Source organism: Streptomyces coeruleofuscus (assembly GCF_039532725.1).
In the GTDB taxonomy this organism is placed as follows: domain Bacteria; phylum Actinomycetota; class Actinomycetes; order Streptomycetales; family Streptomycetaceae; genus Streptomyces; species Streptomyces coeruleofuscus.
In genome coordinates, this window is the sequence record NZ_BAAASE010000002.1 from 144840 (window position 1) to 157404 (window position 12565).

Annotated in this window: 10 protein-coding genes; 7 read left to right on the plus strand and 3 right to left on the minus strand. The window is 71.4% G+C overall.

The genetic code is table 11. From position 1 onward, the window contains the following. The first annotated feature begins 76 nt into the window (after positions 1-76). From ABFX81_RS07715 to ABFX81_RS07740, 6 genes are all read left to right on the plus strand, one after another. Positions 77-2446 (plus strand): SulP family inorganic anion transporter, encoded by a 2370-nt coding sequence (locus tag ABFX81_RS07715; protein WP_086848384.1) that lies wholly within the window; start codon positions 77-79, stop codon positions 2444-2446. A 356-nt stretch (positions 2447-2802) separates the two neighbouring features. Further along, positions 2803-4758 (plus strand): acetate--CoA ligase, encoded by a 1956-nt coding sequence (gene acs, locus ABFX81_RS07720; RefSeq protein ID WP_086848386.1) that lies wholly within the window; start codon positions 2803-2805, stop codon positions 4756-4758. A 238-nt stretch (positions 4759-4996) separates the two neighbouring features. Beyond that, the gene (nhaA, locus tag ABFX81_RS07725; RefSeq protein ID WP_086848388.1) at positions 4997-6433 is read left to right on the plus strand and encodes a Na+/H+ antiporter NhaA; all 1437 of its coding nucleotides are present in this window, start codon (positions 4997-4999) and stop codon (positions 6431-6433) included. A 119-nt stretch (positions 6434-6552) separates the two neighbouring features. Beyond that, positions 6553-7041, plus strand: coding sequence for a phage holin family protein (locus ABFX81_RS07730; protein WP_020271817.1), 489 nt, complete (start codon positions 6553-6555; stop codon positions 7039-7041). Next, a complete protein-coding gene (locus tag ABFX81_RS07735) occupies positions 7038-7976 on the plus strand; it encodes an alpha/beta fold hydrolase (RefSeq protein WP_086848390.1) in 939 nt (312 codons plus the stop codon). The genes ABFX81_RS07730 and ABFX81_RS07735 overlap by 4 nt, the downstream gene beginning before the upstream one ends. A gap of 127 nt (positions 7977-8103) precedes the next feature. After that, entirely contained in the window at positions 8104-8286 is a 183-nt protein-coding gene (locus tag ABFX81_RS07740) for a hypothetical protein (RefSeq protein ID WP_086848392.1), read from the plus strand. Between the two features lie 47 nt (positions 8287-8333). On the opposite strand, the gene ABFX81_RS07745 is transcribed toward ABFX81_RS07740, so the two are convergent. The 3 genes from ABFX81_RS07745 to nth all read right to left on the minus strand — a co-directional run bounded on the left by ABFX81_RS07745 (position 8334) and on the right by nth (position 11395). After that, a complete protein-coding gene (locus ABFX81_RS07745) occupies positions 8334-9533 on the minus strand; it encodes a MarP family serine protease (RefSeq protein ID WP_086848407.1) in 1200 nt (399 codons plus the stop codon). 13 nt (positions 9534-9546) lie between these two features. Next, on the minus strand, positions 9547-10242 hold the full coding sequence (locus ABFX81_RS07750) for an NUDIX hydrolase (RefSeq protein WP_086603735.1): 696 nt from the start codon (positions 10240-10242) through the stop codon (positions 9547-9549). A 97-nt stretch (positions 10243-10339) separates the two neighbouring features. Next, positions 10340-11395, minus strand: a complete 1056-nt coding sequence (nth, locus tag ABFX81_RS07755) for an endonuclease III (RefSeq protein ID WP_346137816.1) — start codon at positions 11393-11395, stop codon at positions 10340-10342. Positions 11396-11803: 408 nt separating this feature from the next. Between nth and ABFX81_RS07760 the strand changes: the two genes are divergently transcribed. Continuing rightward, positions 11804-12478, plus strand: a complete 675-nt coding sequence (locus ABFX81_RS07760; protein WP_010031945.1) for a Crp/Fnr family transcriptional regulator — start codon at positions 11804-11806, stop codon at positions 12476-12478. The last annotated feature ends 87 nt before the right edge of the window (positions 12479-12565 follow it).

Here is a 12565-nt window from a genome sequence, read left to right on the forward strand (position 1 = left end):
ACGGCCGCGACCGGCCTCCGCCCCGAGCGGAGAGCCCTGTTACGCGACCGCGCAGCCCCGGAGGAGACGGGAAAACATGTCAGCCTGCGTCCCCACCCGTGCCGCCGATCCGAACCGGACCGAACGCACCCATCCACCCCACAGCCCGCCACCGGGCGGCCCCCGCCGCTTCCGGATCGCGGGTGCCGACGTGTCGGCCTCGATCGCGGTCTTCCTGATCGCCCTGCCGCTGTCCTTGGGCATCGCCCTAGCCACCGGCGCACCGCTCCAAGCCGGCCTCGTCGCCGCCGCCGTGGGCGGACTCGTCGCCGGACGGCTCGGCGGCTCCCCGCTCCAGGTGAGCGGACCGGCCGCCGGACTCACCGTCGTCACCGCCGATCTCATCCAGCGCTACGGCTGGCGGACGACCTGCGCCATCACGGTCCTCGCCGGCCTCGCCCAACTCGGCCTGGGCTGCCTGCGCGTGGCCCGTGGCGCCCTCGCCGTCAGCCCCGCCATCGTGCACGGCATGCTCGCCGGGATCGGCGTCACCATCGCCGTCGCCCAGCTGCACATCGTGCTCGGCGGCACACCGCAGAGTTCCGTCCCGGACAACCTCCGCGCCCTGCCCGCCCAGTTGGCGGACATGGGCCTCGCGGCCGTGTCGGTGAGCGCCCTGACCCTGGCGCTGCTGCTGCTCTGGCCGAGACTGCCCGGCCGGGCCGGGCGCCTGCTGCGCAAGGTCCCGGCCGCGCTCGTCGCCGTCGCCGGAGCCAGCACGGCCGCCGCCCTCGTCGGGCTCCGCCTGCCCAAGGTCGACCTGCCGTCCTGGAGCAACCACGCCCTGGCCGGACTGCCCGAGGGGCCGGTGCTCGGCCTCGTCGCCGCGGTGCTCACCACCACGCTGGTGTGCAGCGTGCAGTCGCTGCTCGGCGCGGTCGCCGTGGACAAGCTGGTGGCCGGCCGCCCGGGTCTGCCCGCCCGCGTCCGGCGCTCCGACCTCGACCGCGAACTGCTCGGCCAGGGCGCCGCGAACATCGTCTCCGGTTCCCTCGGCGGACTGCCCATCGCGGGCGTGGCCGTGCGGACTTCGGCGAATGTGCACGCGGGCGCGGTGAGCCGGAACTCCACGATGCTGCACGGCGTTCTCGTAGTGATCGCCGCGCTGCTGATGGTCCCGATCCTGGAGCTCATCCCGCTCGCCTCGCTCGCCGCCCTGGTGATGGCCGTTGGCATCCAGATGGTGTCCCTGCACCACATCCGCACGGTGACGCGCCACCGAGAGGTGTGGGTCTACGCCGTCACGACCCTGGGCGTGGTGTCCCTCGGCGTTCTCCAAGGCGTGGCCCTGGGCATCGCCATGGCCGTCGGCGTCGCCCTGCACCGCCTCACCCGCACCCGCATCACGCACGAAGAGACGGAAGGAGTCCATCACGTACACGTCAGAGGGCAGTTGACGTTCCTCGCGGTGCCACGGCTCAGCCGGGCCCTGCATCTCGTACCCCACGGGGCCGACACCGTCGTCGAGCTGGACGGGTCGTTCATGGACCACGCGGCGTACGAGACGTTGCAGGACTGGCAGAAGACGCACACCGCGCAGGGCGGCACCGTCGAGATCACCGGCCGGCACCCCGGCACCCGCATCTCCGAGCCCCAGGCCGTCACCGGCTGCCGCTGCCGGCCCTGGACGCCCTGGCGCAACCACCAGTGCGACCGCCCTCAGTCCGCCTCCCCTGCCCGGAGTTTCCGGGGCGGGACGGACCGCACCGAGCCGGACCCGACAGGCACCGGCGGAGCCAGTGGGCACGAACTGGTGCGTGGCATCAGCGCGTTCCAGCGCAACACCGCGCCCCTGGTGCGCAGTGAGCTGGCCCGGCTGGCGCGGGAGGGGCAGCGGCCGTCGCAGCTCTTCCTGACCTGCGCCGACTCACGACTGGTCACATCGATGATCACCTCCAGTGGTCCGGGCGACCTGTTCGTCGTGCGCAACGTGGGCAACCTCGTCCCACGGCCGGGCGAGGAGAGCGGCGACGACTCGGTGGCGGCCGCGATCGAGTACGCCGTGGACGTGCTGCGGGTGCGGTCCATCACGGTGTGCGGGCACTCGGGCTGTGGCGCCATGCAGGCGCTGCTCAGCTCCGAGCCCGGTGGCGCCCAGACCCCGCTGAGGCGGTGGCTGCGGCACGGGCTGCCGAGCATGGAGCGCATGGCCGACGACAGCCTGCCGTGGGGCAGCCTGGCCGGGCGGGCGCCCGAGGACGCGGTCGAGCAGCTCTGCCTGACCAACGTGGTCCAGCAGTTGGAACATCTGCGCGCCCACGACTCGGTGGCCCGGGCCCTCCACGAGGGCACCCTGGAGCTGCACGGGATGTACTTCCACGTGGGCGAGGCCGAGGCCTACCTGCTCACCGAGACGGACGACGGCGTCGTCTTCGACCGCGTACGCGAAGCGGACCTGACGGCGTGAACGCGTGACAGCGTGAGCGCGTGACAGCGTGCGCCCGTGGTGGCGTGCGCCCGGCACGTGCGCGGGTGTGCGGCCCGGACGGCCCCGGCCACACGGCCCGACGGGGCCCGTCGGTCCCGACGGCCTGCGGGACGCACACCCCCAGCGCCTGCGCGTCCCGCCCCGCCCACTGGGTGACGCGCGTTACAGAGGCTGAACTTTCCCAGGTCGGCGTCCGTGGGTACGGATGACGCCGGCCGCCGACACCCCAGGCCGACAGGTCTAAACCAATCGGCAGTCGGCCCTTGTCATCGCACCCCCGGGTCTGATGAGCTGTGGCCTGGGACACAACGGACACCCTGGGAAAGGCAGATGCCGTGAGCAACGAAAGCCTGGCCAACCTGCTCAAGGAAGAGCGCAGGTTCGCACCCCCCGCCGACCTGGCCGCGAACGCCAACGTCACCGCGGAGGCGTATGAACAGGCCAAGGCTGACAGGCTCGGCTTCTGGGCCGAGCAGGCCCGTCGGCTGACCTGGGCCAAGGAGCCCACCGAGACCCTCGACTGGTCGAACCCGCCGTTCGCCAAGTGGTTCAAGGACGGCGAGCTCAACGTCGCCTACAACTGCGTCGACCGGCATGTGGAGGCCGGGCACGGCGACCGTGTCGCGATCCATTTCGAGGGCGAGCCCGGCGACGGCCGTGCCATCACCTACGCCGAGCTCAAGGACGAGGTCTCCAAGGCCGCCAACGCCCTGCTGGAACTGGGAGTTCAGGCCGGTGACCGGGTCGCCGTCTACATGCCGATGATCCCCGAGACGGCGATCGCGATGCTGGCCTGCGCCCGCATCGGCGCCGCGCACTCCGTCGTCTTCGGCGGTTTCTCCTCCGACGCGCTCGCCACCCGCATCCAGGACGCCGACGCGCGCGTGGTCATCACCTCCGACGGCGGCTACCGGCGCGGCAAGCCGTCCGCTCTGAAGCCCGCCGTGGACGAGGCCGTCGAGAAGGCGGGCAACGTGGAGCACGTCCTGGTCGTGCGCCGCACGGGCCAGGAGGTCGCCTTCACCGAGGGCCGCGACGTGTGGTGGCACGACATCGTGCAGCGGCAGAGCGCCGAGCACACCCCGCAGGCGTTCAACGCCGAGCACCCGCTGTTCATCCTCTACACCTCGGGCACCACGGGTAAGCCGAAGGGCATCCTGCACACCTCCGGCGGCTACCTCACCCAGACCGCCTACACCCACCACGCCGTCTTCGACCTCAAGCCGGAGACGGACGTGTACTGGTGCACCGCCGACGTCGGCTGGGTCACCGGCCACTCGTACATCGTCTACGGCCCGCTCGCGAACGGCGCGACCCAGGTCATGTACGAGGGCACGCCCGACACCCCGCACCAGGGCCGCTTCTGGGAGATCGTGCAGAAGTACGGCGTGACGATCCTCTACACCGCGCCGACCGCGATCCGTACGTTCATGAAGTGGGGCGACGACATCCCCGCCAAGTTCGACCTGTCCAGCCTGCGGGTGCTGGGCTCGGTGGGCGAGCCGATCAACCCCGAGGCGTGGATCTGGTACCGCAAGAACATCGGCGGCGACCGCACCCCGGTCGTCGACACCTGGTGGCAGACCGAGACCGGCTCGATGATGATCACCCCGCTGCCGGGCGTGACCGCGACGAAGCCCGGCTCCGCGCAGACACCGCTGCCCGGCATCTCCGCGACGGTCGTCGACGACGAGGCCAACGAGGTGCCCAACGGCGGTGGCGGCTACCTGGTGCTGACCGAGCCGTGGCCGTCGATGCTGCGCACCATCTGGGGCGACGACCAGCGGTTCATCGACACGTACTGGTCGCGCTTCGAGGGCAAGTACTTCGCCGGTGACGGTGCCAAGAAGGACGACGACGGCGACATCTGGCTGCTCGGCCGGGTCGACGACGTCATGCTCGTCTCCGGGCACAACATCTCCACCACGGAGGTCGAGTCCGCGCTCGTCTCCCACCCCTCGGTCGCCGAAGCGGCCGTGGTCGGCGCGGCGGACGAGACGACCGGGCAGGCGATCGTCGCCTTCGTGATCCTGCGCGGCACGGCCTCCGAGACCGAGACCCTGGTCGACGAGCTGCGCGCCCACGTCGGCACCGCCCTCGGCCCGATCGCCAAGCCCAAGCGGATCCTGCCGGTGGGCGAGCTGCCCAAGACCCGCTCCGGCAAGATCATGCGGCGTCTGCTGCGGGACGTCGCCGAGAACCGCCAGCTCGGTGACGTCACCACGCTGACCGACTCCACGGTCATGGACCTGATCCAGGCCAAGCTCCCGGCCGCGCCCAGCGAGGACTGATCACCGCACAGGCATGGCGCAGCGGACGAAGGGGCACCCGGTGATCGGCACGCCGAGTGCCCCCTCGGCACTCCGGTGGCGATCACCGGGTGCGTTCGGCCCCCAGATCACCGGGTGCGTTCGACCCCCATGTCTACCTAGGATGTTCACCTAGCTAAGAAAAACAACTGCTTCATGGTGCGCCGGGAAGTCTGGTCGGCATGTGTTCAGCCCTGCCCACCGACCGGAGGTCTCCCACGTGACCGCGCCCCGCCCCTCCACCCCCCGCAAGGTCCTCGGCCGGCTCTCCCTCCCCGAGCGGACCTACGTGGCGGACGCGCTGCGCACCGAGACCGTCGGTGGTGTGCTGCTGCTCGCCGCCGCGGTCACCGCGCTGCTGTGGGCGAACATCCCCGCGCTGCACGACAGCTATGAGAGCGTCTCCCACTTCCACTTCGGCCCCGCCGCCCTCGGCCTGGATCTCTCGGTCGCGCACTGGGCCGCCGACGGGCTGCTCGCGGTCTTCTTCTTCGTCGCGGGCATCGAGCTCAAGCGCGAGCTCGTCGCGGGCGACCTGCGCGATCCCAAGGCCGCCGCGCTGCCGGTCGTCGCCGCGCTGTGCGGGATGGCCGTACCGGCGCTCGTCTACGTCCTCACCAACGCCACCGGCGGCGGTTCCCTGGCCGGCTGGGCCGTGCCCACCGCCACCGACATCGCCTTCGCGCTCGCCGTGCTCGCGGTCATCGGCACCTCCCTGCCGAGCGCGCTGCGGGCCTTCCTGCTCACGCTCGCCGTCGTCGACGACCTCTTCGCGATCCTGATCATCGCGGTGTTCTTCACCGACGACCTGAACTTCGCCGCGCTCGGCGGCGCCGTCGCGGGTCTGGTCCTCTTCTGGCTGCTGCTGCGCAAGGGCGTAAGCGGCTGGTACGTGTACGTGCCGCTCGCGCTGGTCGTCTGGGCGCTGATGTACAACAGCGGCATCCACGCCACCATCGCCGGTGTCGCCATGGGCCTCATGCTGCGCTGCCACCGCCACGAGGGCGAGAACCACTCCCCCGGCGAACACATCGAGCACCTCGTACGGCCCCTGTCGGCAGGGCTGGCCGTACCGCTGTTCGCGCTGTTCAGCGCGGGTGTCTCCGTGTCCGGCGGCGCGCTCGTCGACGTGTTCACCACGCCGGAGACCCTCGGCGTGGTCCTCGGACTCGTCGTCGGCAAGACGCTCGGCATCTTCGTCGGGACGTGGCTGGCGGCCCGTTTCACCCGGGCCTCGCTCAGCGACGATCTCGCCTGGGCGGACGTGTTCGCGGTGGCGAGTCTCGCCGGCATCGGCTTCACGGTCTCGCTGCTCATCGGCGAACTCGCCTTCGAGGGCGACCAGACGATGACCGGCGCGGTCAAGGTCTCCGTGCTGGTGGGCTCGCTCATCGCCGCGACGCTGGCGACCGTGCTGCTGAAGCTGCGGAACGCCAAGTACCGGCGCCTGTGGGAGGCGGAGGAGCGCGACGAGGACCGCGACGGCATCCCGGACATCTACGAGGAGGACGACCCGGCGTACCACCTGCGGCTGGCCGGCGTCTACGAACGCAAGGCCGCCGAACACCGCCGGATCGCCCAGGAGAAGGCAGCCGCGCGCCACGGGCTTGCCGAAGTACCGGGCGGGGCAGGCGATGACCACCACCGTCCGGCATGATCTGACGGGACGGTACAAAAGACGGGACCGTACGCAGTCAGGCCCTACGCAGTCGGACGACTGCGGCCGGTCGGGCAAAGACGCGAAAATCGGACCGTACGCAGAAGAGGGAGACCGCGATGAGCGCACCCGACGGCAGCCCGGTCGGCGCCGAACGCACCATCGGCCAGCTGTTCGCCTCGGCGACGGCGGAAATGTCGGCGCTGGTGCACGACGAGATCGCGCTGGCGAAGGCGCAGCTCAAGCAGGACGTGAAGCGCGGCGCGACCAGCGGCGGCGCCTTCTCGATGGCGGGGGCGGTACTGCTGTTCTCCCTGCCGATGCTGAACTTCGCGCTGGCGTACGGCATCCGCACCTGGAGCGACTGGAACCTCGCGATCTGCTTCCTGCTGTCCTTCGCGGCGAACGTGCTGGTCGCGGTCGTGCTCGCGCTGATCGGCGTGGTCTTCGCGAAGAAGGCCAAGAAGAGCAAGGGCCCGCAGAAGGTCGCCGCCTCGATGAAGGAGACCGCGGGCGTCCTGCAGAAGGCCAAGCCGCACCCGCGTCCGGAGCTCGCGCAGGACCGGGTCCCCGAGGCCATCGAGGCTGTGGCACGCTCGTCGTCATGACCGATCCCGCCACACCTTCGGCACCACCGGCTTCGGCCGTGCGGCTGGACGGCCCCTGGAGCCACCGCGACGTCGCCGCCAACGGCGCCCGCTTCCACATCGCCGAGCTGGGCGACGGGCCGCTGGTCCTGCTCCTGCACGGCTTCCCGCAGTTCTGGTGGACCTGGCGGCACCAGCTGGTGACGCTCGCCGACGCGGGCTTCCGGGCCGTCGCCATGGACCTGCGGGGCGTCGGAGGCAGCGACCGCACGCCGCGCGGTTACGACCCCGCCAACCTCGCGCTCGACGTCACCGGCGTCATCCGCTCCCTCGGCGAGCCCGACGCCGCGCTGGTCGGCCACGACCTGGGCGGGTACCTCGCGTGGACGGCCGCCGCGATGCGCCCCAAGCTGGTGCGGCGGCTGGCCGTCGCGTCCATGCCACATCCGCGGCGCTGGCGCTCGGCCATGCTGCGGGACGTCAAGCAGACCCGCGCCGGTTCACACATCTGGGGGTTCCAGCGGCCCTGGATCCCGGAGCGGCAGCTCACCGCCGACGACGGGGCGCTGGTGGCCGAGCTGATCCAGGACTGGTCCGGGCCCCGCCCGCCGGAGGAGGAGGCGCTGGAGATCTACCGCCGGGCCATGTGCATCCCCTCCGCCGCGCACTGCGCGGTCGAGCCGTACCGCTGGATGGTGCGCTCCCTGGCCCGCCCGGACGGCATCCAGTTCAACCGCCGGATGAAGCGGCCCGTGCGCGTGCCGACGCTCCATCTGCACGGCTCGCTCGACCCCGTGATGCGCACGCGCAGCGCGGCCGGGTCCGGCGAGTACGTCGAAGCCCCGTACCGCTGGCGCCTGTTCGACGGCCTCGGGCACTTCCCGCACGAGGAGGACCCGGTCGCGTTCTCCTCGGAACTCATCAACTGGCTGAAGGATCCCGAACCCGATCGGTGACCGGGTGACCGCGACCGGTATCCGCTCGTGAACGCTTGTGCTACGAACGGCCAATTGCCTGGCGCATAGGCCAATTGGACGCCCCGGGGGCGGTTATCGACCATGGGGTGGGGGCACACGTCGGGGTATGGGCTGGACGCACGACTACAGTGACGCAAGCCGCAATCGCCGCTCGGCGGGCGGTGCGAACCCCCACCAGCGAAGCGGCGCACCGCAGATGGCGACCGCGGACCCCAGGGTCGGGATCCCGCGTATCCTCCGCCGCCGGGCCCGCTGGGTCACCGTACGTCTGCGCCACACTCGCGACTGAGGCGCCACCCGCGTGAGTGACCCGCCGGCTGCCCCGCTCCAGCACTCCTAGAGCGCGCAGCTGTCGCTGCCCACCTGCTGGTTGGCGGTGCGCCCCTTGGTGATGTCCTCCTGGATCTCGTCCACGGTCAGCGCGTAACCCGTCTCGGCGTCGTCGAGGGACTTGGCGAAGACGACGCCGTAGACCCTGCCGTCGGGTGTGAGCAGCGGGCCGCCGGAGTTGCCCTGGCGGACGGTCGCGTAGAGGGAGTAGACGTCGCGGCGGACCGTGCCGCGGTGGTAGATGTCCGGGCCGTTGGCCGTGATGCGGCCACGTACGCGTGCGGCACGTACGTCGTACGCCCCGTTCTCCGGGAAGCCCGCGACGATCGCGCCGTCGCCGCTGCCCGCGTCCTCGGTGGTGAACCGCAGCGCGGGCGCCTCGAGGTCCGGCACGTCCAGTACGGCGATGTCGCGCCGCCAGTCGTAGAGCACGACCGTGGCGTCGTACTTCTTGCCCTCGCCGCCTATCTGCACGGTCGGCTCGTCGACGCCGCCCACCACGTGCGCGTTGGTCATCACGCGGCGGTCGTCGAAGACGAAGCCGGTGCCCTCCAGGACCTTGCCGCAGCTCGGGGCCGTGCCCATGACCTTGACGATGGAGCGCTGGGCGCGGGTGGCCACCGGGCTGTTCGCCAGCGCCGGGTCCGGGGGCTGGACGTCGGTGATCGGCTCGTTCGCGAACGGGCTGAAGACCTGCGGGAAGCCGTTCTGCGCGAGGACCGAGGAGAAGTCCGCGAACCAGGTGGCGGCTTGGTCCGGCAGCGCCTGGGAGACGCCGAGCAGCACCTTGGAGTTGCGGACCTCCTTGCCGAGCGTCGGCAGCGTGGTGCCCGCGAGGGCCGAACCGATCAGCCAGGCGACCAGGAGCATCGCCACGACGTTGACGAGCGCGCCGCCGGTGGCGTCCAGGGCCCGGGCCGGGGACCAGGTGATGTGCCGGCGCAGCTTGTTGCCGAGGTGGGTGGTGAGGGCCTGGCCGACGGAGGCGCAGACGATGACGACGACGACCGCGACGACGGCCGCGGTCGTGTTCACCTCCGCGTTGTCCGTGATCGCGTCCCAGATGACGGGCAGCGCGTAGACGGCGACGAGACCACCGCCCAGGAAGCCGATCACCGACAGGATGCCGACGACGAATCCCTGGCGGTACCCGACGACCGCGAACCACACGGCGGCGACCAGCAACAAGATGTCCAGCACGTTCACGGAGGCCACCCTGTCATGCGCGCCAGTCGAGCGGGACCTGCTTCTCGCGGTCCCAGGGCCGCTCCCAGCCCGAGTAGTGCAGCAGCCGGTCGATGATTCCGGCCGTGAAACCCCAGACAAGTGCCGATTCGACCAGAAATGCCGGACCTCGGTGGCCGCTGGGGTGGACGGTGGTGGCGCGGTTGGCGGGATCCGTGAGATCCGCCACGGGGACGGTGAAGACCCTGGCGGTCTCGTTCGGATCGACGACCCCGACCGGGCTGGGCTCGCGCCACCAGCCCAGCACCGGGGTGACGACGAAGCCGCTGACCGGGATGTACAGCCGGGGCAGGACGCCGAAGAGCTGGACACCGGAAGGATCGAGGCCGGTCTCCTCCTCCGCCTCGCGCAGGGCCGCCCGCAGCGGGCCGTCGCCGCGCGGGTCGCCGTCCTCCGGGTCGAGGGCGCCGCCGGGGAAGGAGGGCTGGCCGGCGTGCGAGCGCAGGGAGTGGGCGCGCTCCATGAGCAGCAGCTCCGGCCCGCGCTCGCCCTCACCGAAGAGGACCAGCACGGCGGACTGCCGCCCGGCACCGTCCTCCGGCGGCAGGAAGCGGCTCAGCTGCCGCGGCCGGACCGTCTCCACGGCGTGCACCACCGGGTCCAGCCAGCCGGGCAGGCCCTCCTTGCTCACCGTCACCGGCCCGCCCTGTGTGTCGCTCGCCCGCGTCATCGCCACCCCCGTCGTCCTGCCGCTTCCAACGCCCGGCGGCCCCGAGATCGTTCCGTGAACGGCCGCGATCCCCTGATCGAGGGGTTCGTGGGGCAGCTCATCCGGCCCCCAGCGGCGGCGCCGGTTTGCCGCCCGCGTCCAGGTAGGCCTGCGGGGGGTTCAGACGCTGGCCGGGGAAGCCGCCCTTCTCGTACTTGAGCAGCTTCCCGGCCTTCTCCGGGTCGGTCTCGCCCTCGCCGTACGCCGGGCAGAGCGGGGCGATCGGGCAGGCGCCGCACGCGGGCTTGCGGGCGTGGCAGATCCGGCGGCCGTGCCAGATCACGTGGTGCGAGAGGTCCGTCCAGTCGCTCTTCGGGAACAGCGCGCCGACCGCGGCCTCGATCTTGTCCGGGTCCGTCTCGGCGGTCCACTGCCAGCGGCGCACCAGGCGCTGGAAGTGCGTGTCCACGGTGATGCCGGGCCGGCCGAAGGCGTTCCCGAGCACGACGAACGCGGTCTTGCGGCCGACGCCGGGCAGCTTGACCAGGTCTTCCAGCCGGCCGGGGACCTCCCCGCCGAAGTCCGCCACGAGCGCCTTGGACAGCCCTATGACCGACTTGGTCTTGGCCCGGAAGAAGCCGCACGGGCGGAGGATCTCCTCCACCTCTTCCGGGTTGGCGGCGGCCAGGTCCTCGGGGGTGGGGTACTTGGCGAAGAGGGCGGGGGTCGTCTGGTTGACGCGCAGGTCGGTCGTCTGGGCGGACAGGACCGTGGCGACCACCAACTGGAAGGGGTTGGTGAAGTCCAGCTCGGGGTGGGCGTACGGGTAGACCTCGGCGAGCTCGCGGTTGATACGGCGGGCCCGGCGGACGAGGGCGGTACGCGACTCGCCGCTCGGCGGGTGGACGACGGTCCTGGCCGGGGCGGTGCCCTTGATGCGGGCCGTGGCCTTCTTGGGGGCGACGGTGACCTTCTTGGCGGCGGGGGCCTTATTCGCCGGCGCGGCCTTCTTCGCAGACGCGGTCTTCTTGCCAGACGCGGCCTTCTTCACTGACGCAGCCTTCTTCACTGACGCAGCCTTCTTCACTGACGCGGCCTTCTTGGCAGACGCGGCCTTCTTGGCAGACGCGGCCTTCTTCGCAGACGCGGCCTTCTTCACAGCCGCGGCCTGCATCGCAGATGCCTGCTCACTCGCGGCCCCGGCCTTCCTGGCAAGCGCCCTCTTCGCCGGCGCCGACTTCCCGGAAGGCGCCGCCTCCCCTGTCGCTTTCGCCGTTTTCCTACCGCCATCGGGGCTCTGTTCGCCCACGGCGGAATCGCGACGTACAACCACCCGCGTAGCCCCCTCGGCCTGTGCTCTCACCGGCGATTTGGACACCCGGCCAGCCTAAGGCCCGGCACCGACATCCGCCCCGGACCCCGAAGATCGGCGCCCAATTGGACCCCTGCCGCGTACCCCGGGACACGTGTGCGGCATCCTTGTGACAGATCACACTGTTTGGACCGTCCGGCAAAATGGGCACCACGGTGCCTTGGTACGCGGGGGCAACAGCCCCTGAGCAGGTCGACAAGGAGAGAACTCGTGGACGACGTTCTGCGGCGCAATCCGCTCTTCGCGGCGCTCGACGACGAGCAGGCCGCGGAACTCCGCGCCTCCATGAGTGAGGTGACCCTCGCGCGCGGTGACTCGCTGTTCCACGAAGGTGACCCCGGCGACCGCCTTTACGTGGTCACGGAGGGCAAGGTCAAGCTCCACCGCACGTCCCCCGACGGCCGCGAGAACATGCTGGCCGTGGTCGGCCCCGGCGAGCTCATCGGCGAGTTGTCGCTGTTCGACCCGGGCCCGCGCACCGCGACCGCCACGGCGCTGACCGAGGTCAAGCTGCTCGGCCTCGGCCACGGCGACCTCCAGCCCTGGCTGAACGCCCGCCCCGAGGTGGCCACGGCGCTCCTGCGCGCCGTCGCGCGCCGGCTGCGCAAGACCAACGACGCGATGTCCGACCTCGTCTTCTCGGACGTCCCGGGCCGTGTCGCCCGCGCCCTGCTGGACCTGTCCCGCCGGTTCGGCGTGCAGTCCGAGGAGGGCATCCACGTCGTCCACGACCTCACGCAGGAGGAGCTGGCCCAGCTGGTCGGCGCGTCCCGCGAGACGGTCAACAAGGCACTGGCGGACTTCGCCCAGCGCGGCTGGCTGCGCCTGGAGGCCCGCGCGGTGATCCTCCTGGACGTGGAACGCCTCGCCAAGCGCTCGCGCTGACGCGCACACACCCCTGGCCGTACGGCATCGGGCCCTGTCTCCTCGCGGGACGGGGCCCGACGTCGTCCGCGGCACGAAAACCAGCCG